This is a genomic window from Pseudoalteromonas sp. OF7H-1 (assembly GCF_022347825.1).
GTDB classification, from domain to species: Bacteria; Pseudomonadota; Gammaproteobacteria; order Enterobacterales; family Alteromonadaceae; genus Pseudoalteromonas; species Pseudoalteromonas maricaloris.
Map to the genome: position 1 here is coordinate 227,305 of NZ_JAKRFX010000008.1, position 17,320 is coordinate 244,624.

Annotated in this window: 13 protein-coding genes; 12 read left to right on the forward strand and 1 reads right to left on the reverse strand. The window is 42.7% G+C overall.

Annotation, left to right across the window (positions count from 1 at the left end; all coding sequences use genetic code 11):
- The first annotated feature begins 31 nt into the window (after positions 1-31).
- Together MHN30_RS12320 and MHN30_RS12325 are read left to right on the forward strand one after the other, a co-directional pair.
- On the forward strand, positions 32-2,776 hold the full coding sequence (locus MHN30_RS12320; protein ID WP_130165669.1) for an ATP-binding protein: 2,745 nt from the start codon (positions 32-34) through the stop codon (positions 2,774-2,776).
- Positions 2,773-3,129, forward strand: coding sequence for an Hpt domain-containing protein (locus tag MHN30_RS12325; RefSeq protein WP_010603970.1), 357 nt, complete (start codon positions 2,773-2,775; stop codon positions 3,127-3,129). The genes MHN30_RS12320 and MHN30_RS12325 overlap by 4 nt, the downstream gene beginning before the upstream one ends.
- On the opposite strand, the gene MHN30_RS12330 is transcribed toward MHN30_RS12325, so the two are convergent.
- Positions 3,126-3,908 carry an MBL fold metallo-hydrolase gene (locus tag MHN30_RS12330; protein WP_130165668.1) on the reverse strand — a complete coding sequence of 261 codons (783 nt, stop codon included), beginning with the start codon at positions 3,906-3,908 and terminating at the stop codon, positions 3,126-3,128. The two genes, MHN30_RS12325 and MHN30_RS12330, sit on opposite strands and share 4 nt — an antisense overlap.
- Before the next feature lie 202 nt (positions 3,909-4,110).
- On the opposite strand from MHN30_RS12330, the gene MHN30_RS12335 reads away from it, so the two are divergent.
- From MHN30_RS12335 to MHN30_RS12380, 10 genes are all read left to right on the forward strand, one after another.
- A complete protein-coding gene (locus MHN30_RS12335) occupies positions 4,111-5,109 on the forward strand; it encodes a DUF4097 domain-containing protein (protein ID WP_239359803.1) in 999 nt (332 codons plus the stop codon).
- A 1,306-nt stretch (positions 5,110-6,415) separates the two neighbouring features.
- Positions 6,416-10,231, forward strand: a complete 3,816-nt coding sequence (locus tag MHN30_RS12340) for a contractile injection system protein, VgrG/Pvc8 family (RefSeq protein WP_239359804.1) — start codon at positions 6,416-6,418, stop codon at positions 10,229-10,231.
- An 18-nt stretch (positions 10,232-10,249) separates the two neighbouring features.
- Complete coding sequence (locus MHN30_RS12345; RefSeq protein ID WP_130165662.1) at positions 10,250-11,104, forward strand: immunity 49 family protein; 855 nt, start codon at positions 10,250-10,252, stop codon at positions 11,102-11,104.
- 542 nt (positions 11,105-11,646) lie between these two features.
- Positions 11,647-12,399: a polymorphic toxin type 15 domain-containing protein gene (locus MHN30_RS12350; RefSeq protein ID WP_239359805.1), complete on the forward strand. Its 753-nt coding sequence runs from the start codon at positions 11,647-11,649 to the stop codon at positions 12,397-12,399.
- Positions 12,400-12,411: 12 nt separating this feature from the next.
- Positions 12,412-13,092 carry a GAD-like domain-containing protein gene (locus MHN30_RS12355; protein WP_130165660.1) on the forward strand — a complete coding sequence of 227 codons (681 nt, stop codon included), beginning with the start codon at positions 12,412-12,414 and terminating at the stop codon, positions 13,090-13,092.
- 116 nt (positions 13,093-13,208) lie between these two features.
- Complete coding sequence (locus MHN30_RS12360) at positions 13,209-13,670, forward strand: SMI1/KNR4 family protein (RefSeq protein WP_239359806.1); 462 nt, start codon at positions 13,209-13,211, stop codon at positions 13,668-13,670.
- A gap of 422 nt (positions 13,671-14,092) precedes the next feature.
- Complete coding sequence (locus tag MHN30_RS12365) at positions 14,093-14,833, forward strand: hypothetical protein (protein WP_239359807.1); 741 nt, start codon at positions 14,093-14,095, stop codon at positions 14,831-14,833.
- Between the two features lie 12 nt (positions 14,834-14,845).
- Positions 14,846-15,598 (forward strand): PoNe immunity protein domain-containing protein, encoded by a 753-nt coding sequence (locus tag MHN30_RS12370; protein ID WP_130165658.1) that lies wholly within the window; start codon positions 14,846-14,848, stop codon positions 15,596-15,598.
- Positions 15,599-15,607: 9 nt separating this feature from the next.
- Positions 15,608-16,399 (forward strand): PoNe immunity protein domain-containing protein, encoded by a 792-nt coding sequence (locus tag MHN30_RS12375; RefSeq protein ID WP_130165657.1) that lies wholly within the window; start codon positions 15,608-15,610, stop codon positions 16,397-16,399.
- Between the two features lie 117 nt (positions 16,400-16,516).
- Positions 16,517-17,230, forward strand: coding sequence for a GAD-like domain-containing protein (locus MHN30_RS12380; protein ID WP_239359809.1), 714 nt, complete (start codon positions 16,517-16,519; stop codon positions 17,228-17,230).
- Positions 17,231-17,320: the final 90 nt, after the last annotated feature.

A 17,320-nucleotide genomic window follows, 5' to 3' on the forward strand; every position in this document is an offset into this window, starting at 1 on the left:
ATTGTTTTATGAGGATATTATGGGGGATACGATGCTAACTGCGCTTAAAGACAGTATGCCAATTTTGATTGTTACATCTGAATGGTATGTCAGTCATACAACCGCCGTTGCGGAAAAACTGTTCGCACCTGTCGATAACGTCATCAATAAGCATCTTGAAGACTTATTTATCTTTCCTTTATGCGTAGAAGAGCAGCAAAAGACGATTGCTGATGGTTCTTTGGTACAAGTGTCGTTGCGCACATCGCCAAATGTACAATTTTTACTGTCATTTTATGATGTTCGCAGCAACGAAATATTTGTACATATTGCCGAGCTCTCTACGTATTATTGTCAAAATCCTTTGGAAGACGAACAAACTCGAATTTTGCGCCACGCCGTCAACAGCGCAAACCTAGGAGTTTGGTGCTACGACCTCCTTAATAAAACAGCGTATTTCTCTCCTAAATTCAAATCACTGATAGGCCTCCCAGCCTCGGCAGAACTCGACTGGGACACCTTAAAAAGCATGATTTACCACGAAGATCAGCCACTATTTGCCGAGCTACTCGCTCACCATATTGAACAAGGTCTTATGCTGCATTTTGAGTTCCGGCTTGAGGTAAGGGGAACAATTCATTGGTTTGAGTTCAAGGGAGAACAAGTTAAGTATTGTATTCGCACACACAGTGTTTATGGGATTTTAGCTGACTGTACTCACGAAAAAGACATGCTAGTTGCATTACATGATGCAGAAGAAAGCAAAGAACTTGCCATGCAAGCGGGGAAAATAGGCACTTGGCGAGCAATACGAGTGGCGAATCAATGGATCTGGAATTGGGATCATCAAGCGAATGAAATTTTTAAGCTTTCGGAAGACGATATTGGCAATTTGCATCTTTGGGAAGCAAGCCTTCACCCCGACGATAAAGCACGTGTTACTCAAGCGCTAGAAGCGTCGCTAAACTCAGGTGAAACCTTTGAGCAGCGTTATCGCGGCTTGCTCAACGATAAAGACATTGTTGTAGTGTATGCCAAAGGTGTTGTGGGGCTTGATGAACAGGGTCAGCCAGCACGTATTGACGGTGTTGTTATCGATCAAACCGATGTATATATTGCCCAGAAAAAACTCCAGCACATCAATCAAGAATTAGAGCAACGCGTCGCAGAGCGCACCGCCGATCTTGAGGCTGCTATTATTAAAGCTGAGCAGGCCAATCGCACTAAATCAGACTTTTTGTCCATGATGAGCCATGAACTTAGAACCCCCATGAATGGCATTATCGGCTCCTTAGATCTCATGGCGCTATCAGAGCTTGATGAAGACAATCAAGAGCTTTTAGAAACCGCGTCTATTTCAGCCAATAATTTAGTCTCAATATTAAATGATATTTTAGACTTAGCCAAAGTTGAGCAAGGGAAAATGGAGCTTGAGAGCTATCCTTTCTCCCCTTCTAAAATGCTCAATAACATCATCAAAACCTTCGAAGCCCACGCGCGCGACAAATCAGTAAAATTAACGGTGCATGAGGACATAAAACTACCGCTAGAAGTGATTGGCGATGAAAATAGAGTACGGCAAATTATCTTTAACGTTGTCAGCAATGCCATCAAATTTAGCGTTGCAGATCGCGAAGGCGGCGCGAAAGTCACCATCAATGTGCACTGGGCATGTGAAGGCGTAGCCTTATCTCACTTGATATTTAAGATAGAAGACAATGGCATTGGCATTGCACCAGAAGTACAAAAGAAACTGTTTACCCCCTTTACACAAGCCGAACGCTCTATCACGAGAAAATACGGTGGTACGGGGTTAGGGCTTGCAATATGTGGCAAACTTATTGACTTAATGGGCGGCAAGGTCGTCTTAAAAAGCAAATCCGGTGAAGGCTCAACTTTTACCATTACCATTCCTATTTGGCGCCCAAGAACACAACAGCAACCCAATATTCTATTTAATACGCTCTATTGGTTAAGTGATATCCCTTGGCAAAGTTCGTTGGCGCTGACTCAGTTGTACAATGCCTGCACGCATTTTTGCAATGAGCTCAAAGTCATCGAGTCACCCAATGAAATCAAAGAGACAGACGATACCGCACTTATTCGTGTTGTCACAACGCAAGCCGGAGCCTCTGCAGAGCAAATACGATCACCTATTCCAGAGTTAGTATTTCTTGATGAAAAGGCATTTGCTAACTTGAACAGTACAGCGTTAACCACACAAAAACCAAAACCAATTGCACCGCAGACTCAATACGCCATCGGTCAATTACTGAGTAAACTTAAAGCAAGTCAGCAAAGTGACGAGACTGATTTAGGTGAATTAAACGATCTCAGTGAACTAGATGCGCTACTTTCACTAGACGATAAAGTATCTAGCCCTACCGATGATGAATCGGATACTAGTGGTAAGCAGCATATACTCCTTGCCGAGGATAACCCCTTTAACCAAAAACTCATCGTCAAACAGCTTTCTAGACTTGGCGTTTCCTGTGATATCGCCAATAACGGTAAAGAAGCCTTGGCGATGTATAAAAGCCAGCAATATCAGCTTTTGTTGACGGATTGCCATATGCCAGAGATAGATGGCTATGAATTAACTAAGTTAATTCGCGCATTTGAGTCCAGTGAAGAGCGCAGTGCGATTCCAATTGTTGCCGTCACAGGCGCCGCTATGAAAGGGGATAAAGAGCTTTGTTTAGATAGTGGCATGAATGACTATGTTAGCAAACCGGTGCGATTACAAGAGCTTAAAAACACCTTAGGTAAATGGTTAGATATGGACTTTACACAATGAGCAAAACCCTCAACCCTCAGGTGCTTATCGATTTAATCGGTGATGATTTTGCTACGGCGAAAAAGTTTTACACCGATTTTCTAGTGCAATCAAAATCTAGCTGCGCAAAAATTAAAACTGCATACCAAACTCGTGCTTTTCAAGCGTTAAAAGACGAAGCCCATTACCTCAAAACCTCCGCCAAAGCAGTGGGTGCAGAGGTACTAGCTGAACATCTACAGGCGTTAGAATATTCAGCACTTGATAACAACACCACTGAGTGCGCCGAAAAAATAAAAGCGATACACCATGAGATCGGCAGCGAGTTTGTTCGAGAATTAAAAGCCTATTTAACCTCTCAGTCGCAAAATTAAAGCGCAATCGGCTGCTCAGCAAGCACCGCTTTGAGTCCTGCGCGTTCGAACTTCACAACATCTTCTTGATGCTGGTAATGATAGACCCAAATATTTTTAATGATGTCTTCACGATAGCTCATCAACAACTCATTAAGGGAGCAGTGACTGGGATTGTTTGCAAGACCGCAATCATGAAAAATAACCTCGTTGTTACTGACGTGATGATGGAGCAGCTCAGGAATAGCTTTGGTATCACCACTGTAAAACAGGCTACCTGGGAGATGTAGCGAAAAAGCGCTATTGGGCTCATGATGACGAACGGCATAACTATGTATACGTTGCCCACGATGAAGAAAGCTCTCTGAGATTGGAAATAAACGAAAAACCTGCCATACGCCGCAAGTCCCTTCGCTCAGTCCGGTGTAAGCAAGCATATTACACAACCCAACGATTAGCTCTGCTGGAGCATATAACGTAATTTGGTGCTGACTCAATGCAGCCTGAAAGTAAAGCTGCTCCAATCCACTAACATGGTCATAATGAAGGTGGGTGATAAACACAGCATCGGGTAATGACGAAAAATGCTTTTTATAACGCGACACCGTATCAAAGCCACAATCTATCAATAACCAAGGTAGGCCTTTATGGGTCAATACACAGGCAGAGCACCCGAGAGTTGCAGCGCTGGCGGCACTTCCCACTCCCAAAAAAACAGCAGCGTCTGGTTTACAGTGACTGTCAACGAATGATTTCGGATTGACAGCGTGTAGTTCGGTTGTCTTGGTTATGTCTTTCATTGCACTGCCAGAAAAATCAACAAACAATAGCGCCAGACTACATTGTCGGATTTACAGCCATATGACAGTCATATCTGCAATCTTTTGGTTCAGCTCACTATTTGATTTCGCTATTTTGACCACCCTAAGGTTCGCTACCTGCTTAATCTATTGATTTTTTTATAACTTCATTCTGGTATAACTATTGCTGAATGATAACCTTATGTCATCACCACTATGGAAAATAACAACGATGAAAAAGCTCCTCACTAGTTTAGCTGCACTTAGCCTTTTATCTGGCTGTGTCGTACATATCTCTCCAAGCGCAGCCGCAACCAAAACACTCCATAAATCTTTGCAACTCAACGCTTCAGACATCAGCAAACTTGATGCAAATACCACCTCGGGTAATATCCAGATCATTGGATACGATAACCAACAAGAGATCCAAGTGGAAGCTTCAGTGTTAACCACAGAAGCAGAGAACTACCAACTTACACTGGAAAAATCCGGTGACACCGCCATGTTGGTGGCCGACTCAGATACAAGTTCTGGTGTACAATGGTATCGCAATAATAGCCCTAGAATTGACTTAACCATCACCATGCCAAGCCAACTTGCGCTAACACTTGATGACAGTTCGGGGGATATAGCCATCAAAAATATCAAAGGTTTTATCAAACTAGATGATGGCTCTGGCAATATCACCTTAGAAGATATTCAAGGTGCTGAAATTGATGACGGCAGTGGCAATATCCATATCACTAACGTCCAGCAACTTGTTATCGACGATGGTTCTGGCGACATAACTATAAAGGGATTAGTCGATACACTAGAGTTGGAGGATGGCTCGGGTAATATTGATGTGACTGGCGGCACGAATATCAAAATAGAAGATGAGTCTGGCGATCTAACCCTTCGCGGTTTTAGCGGCAACGCTGATATCATCGATGGCTCTGGCTCACTGATTGTTGAAGGCGGACGCAATATTAAAATCGATGATGAATCCGGTAATATTCGAGTTCGTCACGTCCAAGGCGATGTCATTATCGTTGATGGTTCGGGCAATACGGATATCGAAGCAGTTAAGGGCCACGTTCAAATAGAAGACGGTGCTGGAAATATTCGTGTGGTAAATGCCGGCTCTTTGACCATTACCGAATCAGGCTCAGGCTCGGTGAAAATAGATAGGATAGCAGGAACCGTAAAGCTAGATGACTAGGCCTGCTGAATGATTTTAGTGTGGAGCAATATACGATTGCTCCACTGTCGGTAAAGTTCAACATTAACTCGACACAGTGTAAAGTCAGCTCTTCTTCCTGACAGGAGGTGTCGACGCCCATCCATGGGCTACGACTACCTTTCTTTGATGCCCAAAGAATCGTTGCGCAAAAGAAAAGGCACTCCCAACATCACACTGACTCCTCAAGTAAATTGCCAATATGAACGTCACCGCGGTGTAAGGGCAACCCTTGGCCCTGTCACCGCTTTTCACGCATCCATGCGTTGAAATGACGCATTGGCAATTTATTTTCGGGTGTGATGAGGGAGACACAATGCGCTGATAGTTTTGTTTGGTGCTTGCAGGAAAATTAGCTGCTTTTGAGAGAAAAACTAGTGCACACGGCCAATACCACACCAGAAAATATAACTGTTCGGCGAGTGAATCACCTCCCACAAAACTATTTAGACTGTTAATTAGGAGTTCACACCGATCGTTTTTGTGGTGCTTGTAAGCTAATTAGCTACTTTACTGGATAAAACCAGAACTAACAGACAGCGCGATTCCCCCCTCCATCACACCCGAAAAACATAAGGCGATATGCAATGTGCCGACAGGATGTCGGCTAAGTCTTGTCTGGCACAGGGATGTGCCTTACAAGGCGGTTGCACTATATCGGCTTAGGGTTTGAGGATTGAGTGTGATGCTGGGGCGACGTTTTCTTGGTTCGTTCTTTTTCGTCGTTTAAAAAGAATGAACGAGGAGCGCATGGATGCGCTTTGATACGAGCCATGGAGGGTAAGGCTAATATGTCCTCCTGACAGGTGTCGACGCCCATCCATGGGCTACGACTATCTTTTCTTTGCTTGCCCAAAGAAAAGGTAGCAAAAGAAAAGGCACTCCCAACATCACACTGACTCCTCAAGTAAATTGCCAATATGAACGTCACCGCGGTGTAAGGGCCATCCTTGGCCCTGTCACCGCTTTTCACGCATCCATGCGTTGAAATGACGCATTGGCAATTTACTTTCGGGTGTGATGAGGGAGACACAATGCGCTGATAAGTTCTTTTGGTGCTTGTAAGCGACTTAGCTGCTTCAGGAGATAAAATCAGAATTAACAATCAGCGCTACTTTCCTCTCTCCAGCACACCCAATAAACATTCGAACACTGAATAAAAAAATGAGTTAAAAATGCTTGCCTTTTATGTAACAATAGCGCGCAAATAAAAACCAATCGCAGCACACTAGGAAGTCGTACTGTGTATTGGTGGAACGGCTTTAACCAACAACAGTGGACATAAAAAATGCAAACAAGGATTGTGGTGTATGGTACTAACCATCCTGTACATGTCGTCGATTTTGAACTCACGACCTGTATCAATAGCGGCTTTTTACTCAAAGCGAACCTAGAATCCCAATTTGACCTGGCTGATGAATTACTTGTCGGCAATATGCTCACGTTTGAAATTGAGTCACCAGATGCAATATCAACATATTTCACTGGGACTTTGTTTGATATCCAATCTGGTTTTGTGTCTGAGCACACCTGTGGTGCAGAGGTGATTTTAAAGCCTCGCCTTGAGTTACTTAAGCAAACAGAAAAAAGCCAAATCTTTGTACAAGCCAATGTCCAGTCTGTCCTCAATAAGTTGATACAAAAAGCCGGCTATTCACAAGACCGGATAAAATGGCGAGTCACTAAAGATTTACCCACGCTACCGCAGTGCGTACAAGCGCTTGAAAACGACTACACCTTTTTCACCCGACTCTTAGCAAAGTACGGCTTAATTTATTGGTTTGAATGCCATGATTTTATTGAATCGATAGTGATTGCCGAGGGGAATCTTGCAAGCCCCTATATTGAGCGAGGCTTGCTGTCGGTAACGGATAAAGATGGCCTAGTTCACGAACATGAAACCGGCTTTGTTGGGTTTACGCAGTGCCAAAGCCGCCATCGTTTTAGAATGGGTGGCTCACAAGTGCATGTGAATGCCCATCCACCAACCTCGGTCAGCTCGGCGCAGCGCAGCTATTTTGAGCCTGCTGCACACAATCCTGCTGAGCAATTTGAGCGCACCGGCAATCTCGAGCTTGCCTATCAACAAGGTAAAAATGAAGTCACGCTGGTAGGGAACGTAGCCGAAGCCAATGCCGGTTATTCGTTTTCGCTAAATGGTAAATTGGGCACAGCGAAAGGTGGCGATTATACCTGTATTCGCAGTAAACAGGTGTATAAGCAAGGCAGTGCCAATGACCCTAAGCAAGTTGCGTATCATAGCGAGTCGGTGTGTGTACCACGAGGTGAGCCAATACGTATCGCGCCCCCAGAGCATAGCCCAAAACCGATGGTGTTTACCGCCACGGTACGTTCGCTGTCGGGGTCAAAGACTAATCCTCATCTAGATACCCAAGGGCAATATGCCACACAAGTACATTTTGATAGTCAGGTGACTGAATCAGTAAAGCGCCTCACACAATATGCCTGTCGCGGTCAAAAGCAGCCGACAGGGTTACACTTTCCACTGCTGCCAGACAGTAATGTGCTCATCGGTTGTATGAACAACGACCCAGACCAAAGTTACTTGTTAGGCTTTGCCCTTAATGACACCCAACCATCTGTTGTTACTAGCGCCAATAACGCCCAAAACGTGCTCTGCTCTCGCGGCCAAAACCTATTGATGTTTGATGACACCCCAAATACCCCGCATATTGTGTTGCAAACCCTAGCGGGCAACCAGCACTTGGTGTTACATGGGGATAAAAAGCAGCCTTATATTCACTGGCTTGCGCAACTAGGCGCAATGAATATTTTTGCAGCCAAAGACATACAACTTGGCAGTGTTAAAAGCGCAATTCGACTACTTACCAATAAAACCTTTATTGCCAGCGCCAAACAGCAACTGGCACTGGAGAGTAAAAAGTCGGTGATTGCTGATGCAGCAACTAACCTAGACGTCACTGCCAATCAAATTGACGTCAGCGCCGAACAAAATATCACCCTTAAGGCGGGTCGCAGCCATCGCAGTGTTATCCAAAGTGATATCAACCTCAAGGCAGACAACAATCTCACCATCACCGCCCCAGCGGGAAGTCAAATCATTCAAAGCCAAGGCAACATCACAGTAAAAGGCAGTGGCTCTGGCAACCTCACTCTTGCCAATGGCGGCAGTGAAATCAGCATTGACTCAAGTGGTAACGTCAACATCTTTGCAGACAAGTTACTGACCTTAAAAGGCAAAGCCATGGCTGTGTTTGACGGCAGCATGGAGCAAGATATTGGCAGCAAACAAAGCGCCACTATGCCGAGTGTACCGCAAATAGCACAGTTAGCTGAAAATCAACGCTTGTCGTTAACCGCTGATGGCGTGGCATCACTTGCGGATAAAACCATTGACCTTTCGTATTTTTATAGCGATGGCACACCAGTAGAAGACATTGATTACGAAGTCGTGATGGATAACGGCAAAATATACACAGGCCAGCTTAGTGGCGGTACCGCAGAAATCATTGATGTGCCTGCTGGGAATTATACCGTGAGTTACATCGGCGAGGACGAAGAGAAGATTATCTCGTTACGCCAAGAGCTTCGCACGGCCCTTGACCAAATGGTTGCAGAAATCCGCAAGCAAGCTGACATTCAAGAGCGCCTGATTGATGACGAAAACCTTGGGATGCAAGGGCTTATTTATAGCGGTGCATTCTTATACGGGCTTTATCAGCAAGGAGAAAGCATTGTAACGGGAGTCGCAGATTTAGTCGAAGGCACAGCAGGAGCAATTTATGATGTTGGCGCAGCAACTTTCCGTATTTTGGGCCATCTTGCAACTGGCGATGTGGAAGCTATGCGGGCAGAGTTACAGCAAATTATGTCAACTGCCTCAGAGTCCATTAATGGCATTGTTGAAGCGTTTGAGACATTAGTTATTATTGCAGAAGATGAAGAAGCGCGTACTTTACTGGCAAACTTTCCAGTACGTTACTTTAATGCTCATTCTAGTGTTGAACGCACCAGAATGGCTGGCCGATTGTCGTTTGAAATACTGCTTGCCCTTGCCACCTTTGGTAGTGGTGCAGTGGTTTCTGCTATCGCTAAATCCAATTACTTTGTTAAAGCAACCCGCGCATTGGAAAAGCTTACTCAAGCCACCAAGTTAAAACGCTTAAATTACACTCGCTCGGGTACAACTGAAAAAGTACAATTAGACCGGATCTCAAAGGTCGAAACCGACATTGACGACGTTAAAAGAATTGAGTCTGTCGCACCCGCCTCAGTTGCATTAAAAGTTAACCCAAGGACGCATGTTAAAATATTATTGGATGACTTTTTAAGTGATGCCCCAGAGCATGTAAAGAATAATTACCGGGTTGCATTACGAGATGGAAAGCCGTATATAACAAGACGAAACCAAACTGTCAGTGACCAATTGCAGTATGTTGACGGCCAAATTGTTTTCGCTTCGAATAGAATTGATACACCTAATAAAGTCTTACAACGCTTAAAGGTTGACCACAAATCTCTCACTCCAGCGGCAAAACAAAAGCTTAAGACGCTAGAAGCACAAAGAAATCAAGCCATCGCCAAACGCGATGCCGCATTAAAGTCTGGTAATGCAGAGCACCTTAAAGCAGCATATAAAGATATGCGTGCAGCCAGTGAAGAGCTGGGTGAAGAAGCCGCCCGGATCTTCGTAGAACAAAATTACCCAGGAGCAACACCATTGAGGTCAAAGTTACTCACAGATGGTAAGCAAGGACAATTTGACCAATTATATCAAACCGAAGACGGCAGACTCCTAGTTATTGAAGCCAAAGGTGGTAGCGCAACTTGGGGGAGTCGAATGGCGGGAAAGCGTCGAGCTCAGCAGGGCTCAAGAGAGTACATGGACTCTATTTTCAAGAATTACGAAGATAAATTAAGAGAGTATCTAGATAGCCCAAATTTTGGCTCTGATAAATATGAAGTATTTACAAATCAAGTTGAACAACTTGAAGATATGATAGACGCTTATAAATCATCAAAGCTAACAGAAAGCATAGATTATATAGGTGTGCAACAAAGAGCTCGAGACAATGGACTTGTCGAAGTTATAGACATAACAGAGTTTGATATTATAAGGTAAGTTGGAGCGTTAAAATAAATGGTTAAAAATCACTATAGTTACGCAAAGCGAACGTACGACAGAGCGAATAAGCTATATGAGAAAAGTAATAGTATTTTTTTGGAAACACTTAAAAAAAATGGCTGTCATACGTTATCTACATTCGCGTCGTTAAATTTAGAGGAGATGTTCCCTCTTGAGGTTCTCGAAAATCCAGGCAGCAACAAAGCATGGCATTACATTGCAAGAGCCCTACAGCTGAAGCTTGCTATTTTCCAATTTAATGAAAACCCTGATAGCATATTCAAATTCGCCTACGATAACGAAGTAATTGAACTATCTGGGCAGCTATCCCCACAATATGCAAACATCTTTAATTGGCAAAAAGCGCTGTTCTGCGCCATTATCACTCGAAATCAGGCTGCGATTGATTACTTGATAACTGTAGATAACTCGGTTTTTAAATCAGCCAAATATTCAGATCAGCTCTTGCCTTTTGATTTTGCATATGTTGATTTGCTCAAGGCTATTTTTACACCTAGTGCAGATTTAAGCCAAGCGATAGAAAAAGCATTAATCGCCAGTGATCCAAATGACTGTAGTGAAGACGAAGTGTACCTTTATTCGAGTCGCTTAGAATGGCCAATAGTGTCTGTGATTCTTGGCATATTTACCGATGATAGTGGAGTGGAATACAATCAGGCAATAGAGAGTGCTAGCGTCCTGCATAATGAATACTATGACACCGATGACCGAAGGTACTCGTTAGACGGAGCTATTTCAATACCTCTCACTGCCATGGCTTCATTAGCAAAAGACATTAAAGGTTACGACTTGACTACAGAAAATGGCTATATACCTGATTGGTTGGTAAACCCTAACCCACCAAAATGATTAAGGTAAATTAAAAAAGAAGTCTAATTTGATCAACCACACACTTTAACAAGATGGACGTTACAAGGCTAGGTTCAATCACCTTCCTAGCCTACACTTCTCACCAAATTTCTTCTGCTGCTTTCATGTACATTTTTAATTAGAGAAACCACGGTTGTTAAACTTTAACTACTCTACTGAGATGGTATGCAGTGATAAGACAAAGCCATAAATAAAGGCCCAAGACATACCACAACCGTAGGTAAGGCCATCTTAAAAATACTTGAGAATCGCTCTGTGCTGCGCTTGCCGTTTTACGGCTTTTTACCCAAAGAAAAGTCGGTAAAGGCGACCCAGTTAAATACCTAAGAGACATCAACTGGCAAGACCTAGGAAAACAATCCGCCACGGAAGTTAAAAACATCGTCAAAGGCCTGCGCGATTCACTCGATGACATGTCTACAAGTTGGCACTACGACCTACTACTTCCAGACGCCGCCATCGAAGGCATGCAAGCCACGGTTAAACGCCTAGACGAGGTCACCCCAAAAATCGACCAGCATATGCAACAAGCCGCCCAAGAAATCGGACAGCGAGTTAATAAAGCACTGGATGAGTATCAGGGTCAATCACCAATTCGAGGTGTTACCGACAAGCCCACCAAAGCCAAGGCCGATGAATTGGAGCCGCCAAAAGGGAATGAGTTGCCGGGAGGGAAAGGGTTGCACCCTCTCAAAGCAGGCATGAAAGCATACAAGGTCCCCTGTTTTAAACCAAGTGATAACTTAAGGAAAAAACATAAGGGCGACTTACGTGCTTTAGAACATAATTACGCAAGGCAGCTTAAGTATCAAGAAAAAGGCTTAAATGATTTAACCATTGGTGAATACAGAGAAAACCGCGATCGATACAAAAATATGAAGCGTAAAGGGACTGGAACTGTTCAAGAAGGTTTTAGAAAAGACTTCGAAAAAGATTTAAAGAGATCTCTTAAAGACTTATACAGTAGAAAATTATCATATGCTGAAGCCGAAAAATTAGCCTTGCAAAGAGCAACAGAAATTATGGGCAATTTACATGCATTACATGACCCTGATATGGGCGCTGGCGGTTATGATAATGTTACTCGTCTGGGTGATAAAAGAGTTAATGAATCTATAGGTCCGCAGTGGGCCAAAGCACCTATAGGAAGTAAAAAAGGGGATAAAACACGCGTGGAATTAATGGATGAGCAAGTTGAAAAAGCATTTAAAGAATATGGCCCAGATGCTAAGTTGAACATTCGACTTGAGCGTTGCCCGTTGAACAAAAAGTAAAGTAGAGAACCTATGATAGAGACGAATGATGACGCATTAGAATATTTTCTAAGCAAATTTAGCCAACCAACAACAATCATACCTGCGACTACCGCTGATATAGAAGCGTATCGAGGGAAACTGCCTGACAAGCTACTTGAATACTGGCAAATACTCGGTTTCAGTGGCTTTGCCGATGGTTTATTTTGGTTGACAAACCCCGCGGATTATCAAGACATCCTTGACCGATTTTTAGAAGATACCCCGTTTGAGCAAAATGATATCTATTATGTTATAGCGCGTAACGCTTGGGGGGAACTTCAGATTTACGGCGAAACAACAGGTGAGTCCCTTGAAATAAGCCCACACCTAAATTGGATGCGAACAAAAAAAGGGAATGAGCAAGATATTAAAGCAGGTAACACTGAGCGGACAATAAAAAATTTTATAGCGTTTCAAGAAATTGAAGATCTTGATATTGAAAATAACCAAAGGAAGCCACTCTTTCCTGCGGCATTAAAAAAACAGGGCCCACTCAATGCCGATGAAGTGTACGGCTTTGCACCATTTTTATTTATGGGTGGCGAGAAAAAAGTCAAGAATATTGAAAAGTGCGATATTTTTGCCCATTTGAATTTAATTGCCGACATGGGTGATATGGAAATCATTGATATGGCTTCTATGGTACGTGGCGCTATTAAGCAGCATGAATAACGCTGTATTGTGACACTTGTTGTGATTCAATCAAATAGGACACGACGCTTTCGTGCCCCATACTGGAGGAATGTCTATTTGGGGTGGAGGCTATAAAAAGTAACAAGGAGCAAAAAGTGAATATAATTTGGGAAGAGTATGTAGATCCTCCTTTGCAAGATATCTCGAGCACTGAGATCTCAACAATAGAGGCCATTATAGGTTTTATACTACCTGCTGATTACAAATCTTTTATAGTTGACAAGCAGGGATTAGTACCATCTAAAGAAGTAATTGAATCAAATTACTTAGCGCCCACGCCGTTTGGACCGTTATTTCACGTTTTAGAAAATTGTTCCTCTGAACACATCCTATATAGTGCTCTGGAAAAATTTAATAAATGGAAAGATTTATATCCAAATATCTTTCCTATTGCTGATGCCGGAGGTGCAGGCAACTTTTTTGCCTATAATTTTAATATTGACCATTCAAATCCACCTATAATCTTCGTGAATGTGGAAGAAGATCCTGATTCACCAGAAGCTTTTATTTATGTTTCAAAAGATATAAATGAACTTCTCAATAATTTGAGAGCTTAGTAACCTAATCTGGATATATCCTCCATACGTGTTTCTAGGCTTACCCAAGGGTGTTGACTTGTTTTACACCCTTAGCTGTTTTGTGGACAGTGGCTAGGTGGCATAGTGCCGCACAGTACGATGTGTGCATCGCAGGGCAAAACTGCCGGAAAATTCTAGCCAAACTGTGGGTAAACTGAGTTGCTCAACCAGTCTGAGCACCAAAATGTCAATATTCAGAATCGACTAAATAGAGGTCTATAGGCAAGGTTATCTTAAAAAATACTGGAGAATCCCTCTCCGCTGCGCTTGCAGTTTTACGCAAGCTCGGTAAAGGCGACCCAGTTAAATACCTAAGAGACATCAACTGGCAAGACCTAGGAAAACAATCCGCCACGGAAGTTAAAAATATCGTCAAAGGCCTACGCGATTCACTTGATGATATGTCTACCAGCTGGCACTACGACCTACTACTCCCTGACGCCGCCATCGAAGGCATGCAAGCCACAGTAAAACGCCTAGACGAGGTCACCCCAAAAATCGACCAGCATATGCAACAAGCCGCCCAAGAAATCGGACAGCGAGTTAATAAAGCACTGGATGAATATCAAGGGGAGTTACCACAGGTTGGCGTTACCAATGTGCCGAAGAAATCTAAAGCGCCGGAGCTTTCAGCTCCAGAAGGAAACGATCTCAAAGGTGCCCCTGTTAACAAAGTTAATCCGCCATCACGTAAGACGCCTAGTGACTTTACGCAGCATAAATCATTAAATCATAGAAAAGGTGCTACTGGTGAGTACAATGCACACCAATTAATGTTGGAGAATGGCTATACACCACTAGGTAAAACCGATGGTAATTACAAGCCAGGTGAACAAGGTATTGACGGAATTTATTTACATCCAAACCCACCACCTGATTTTGTTATTACAGAAGCTAAATATAATACTTCCCCTTTGGGTATGACTGATGATGGTAAGCAGATGCATAATAATTGGGTCACGGATGAGCGATTAGAAAAAGCTGGGATTAGCGAGCAAGACCGCAGAAAAATCTTAAAAGGATTAAGAAGGAATGATGGCACTGTACAAAAACTTCTAATTAGGAACACATTAGATGATAGTTTGATTGTAACTGAGCTTGATAGTGTTGCCAAAAAAATTGTAAAGCCAATAACCCTTTAATGAGTTGAACATATGTTAAGAGATACAATAAAAGATAAAAATTACTTTGATGATAGAGTTGCTTTTAAGCGCGAGTGCATAGAGGAAGATATAGAGGACTTAAAAAACGATGGCTCATTGTCATTGAACTCAAAAATGCAAATTGCATTTGGGCTTGTTAGTGACTCTACGTATTTGCTCCATCAAAAGTACTCTCGTGGTGATAATCTAGCAGAATTTAAACCCTTATTGCTAGATACGCTAACTTATCGTCAATGGCAAAAGGATTATGCCGATGCTCTGCCTGAACATGAACAAGTTATGCGAATTGACTCGGAAGAGTTACATGAAGATGATATGAGAAGAACTATTATCTGGCTCAGTTTCGCTTACTGTTTAAATATGGGAAGAGATTACTACTTGCAAGCACTAACACTGATTGCTAATCAAGGACAAGACGCTTTACTTGATAAATTAGCTGTTGAATTAGGTGACACCAATCGCGAGGTCGCTACGGATACTCTATTCAAAAAGCGTTTCGGTAAACTATATAACGTTGTAGAAGGAAGTCCAGAACAGCGGCCATCTCTAGTTAAAGCTTACCTTGACGCTTGGTACAAGGCAGAAGGTAACCCCGATTATCATTTAATGGACAATGATGCTTATATTGGTTATTGGTGTTGGGGGGCTGCTTTAGTTGTTAAATTATTCAATATTGATGATAGCAGCTTTATTGACCACCCATACTACCCCAAAGACCTCGTACATTGGCAAGATAATCAGTAGGAGATAAAGGTGCGCGATACACGGAGAAGTAACGATTATTTCGAAGCATTCTTAGTCGACATTGAAGTTGGCATTAAAGAAACACAGGAAGCCCTCAACGCAGGTAATTTTACCACACCTAGCAAGCGAGTTGATGTTGCCCAGCGTATATATCAGCTCGCGATTATGCGAGCGGTAGCGCACTACTCATATGGTGCTCACCTTGGGGATGTTAAGCGCTATACCGAAGCGATTTTGCCGTATCGCAAACAACTGACACACTACTGTGATAAGTTACCTGTAAATCATCAAATATACCGTCATGCTTTTGAAAGGTTGGGCGGGCAAATCGATGCTGTCGGCTCCCCTAATATCAATCGTTATATCTACACTTTGTGGTGGCTGGCACTTTTACAAGCCTGTGATGTCACTCCAGCTCATATTCAAGAAGTGCTCGATGTTATTGGCGAACGCGGCAAAGACACCTTACTTGATAATGTAGCCATTGCACTTGGTGATAACGATAGACCTATTTCGCCTACACTCTACTACCCTGAAATTTATCAAAACCTTTCACTCGCTTTTACAGTACCCAATGAACAAAAGCCTGATTTACTCAACCAATTTGCACAAAATTGGTACAGTAAGTTAGAGGGCTTGGCGGACTGGCATGATAATCACAATTGTGAATGCGAATTCGAGTACACGGATTATTATATTGGTTATTGGTGTTTTGAATTAGTTTTAGTCGCTAATGTTCTAGAAATACCAAGAGAATCCTTAGAAGATAGTATTTATGTTCCGGTTGATTTACTCAGATAAACCACCTCTACATAAAAATATTAATGGGGTCCTTTCAGATATGAGTATTGAGGCACAAAACACATTATTTACACTTAGTCCGAGTGAGTTAAATATACACCTACATAGGTGCAAATAATGAACAAGTTTTTTGACAATTTTTATAACTATAAAGGTTTTGGGCCGGCTATAAAGTCGATCCTACCAACCCCAGAGCAGCTACGATTCTACCAAGGCGTTTTACCTGACAACCTGCTTGAGTATTGGGAGAAGTACGGCTTTTGTGGTTGGGGAGATGGGCGTCTGTGGATAGTCAACCCAGCAGACTATCAAGATCTTTTGACTGAATGGTTGAAAGGAACTCAGTTCGAAATAATGCAAAATGAAGGCATCGATATTTTTTCTGTCATTGCGATAGATGCGTTTGGTAAGATGTGCATTTGGGGCAAAAACTCTGGTTACAGCTTAAAAATAACAAGTAACTATGGAATGATTTTTCCAATGTTTAATAATGAGTTTTATACTCAAAATGGAGCATCTAAATCACTAGATCTATTTTTTGCTACTCAAAGCCAAAAAGCTGAAATTGATCTAAAAGATCACAATGAACAGCCTCTTTTTGAGCGTGCTGTCGAAAAGCTAGGTCCTCTTGAAAATGGAGAGATCTATGGCTTTGCGCCTGCTCTTGCCCTTGGTGGCGAGCCTAAGCTTGAGAATCTCCAAAAGGTAAAAGCTACAGAACATTTGGCATTCCTAGCTGACCTTGGAGAGAAGCGTGTTATGGCCGATATCGTTACGCTATCTAACCAATTACCCCCGAATTCAGATAATAAGTGCACCACTCATGGTTAATCGGTGAGGAGAGATCAACTGCCTGTTGGTGGTACTCTGTAATCGCCAAAAAACAAGAGTAGTTACCATGAGTTACAAGCAGTTGATCGA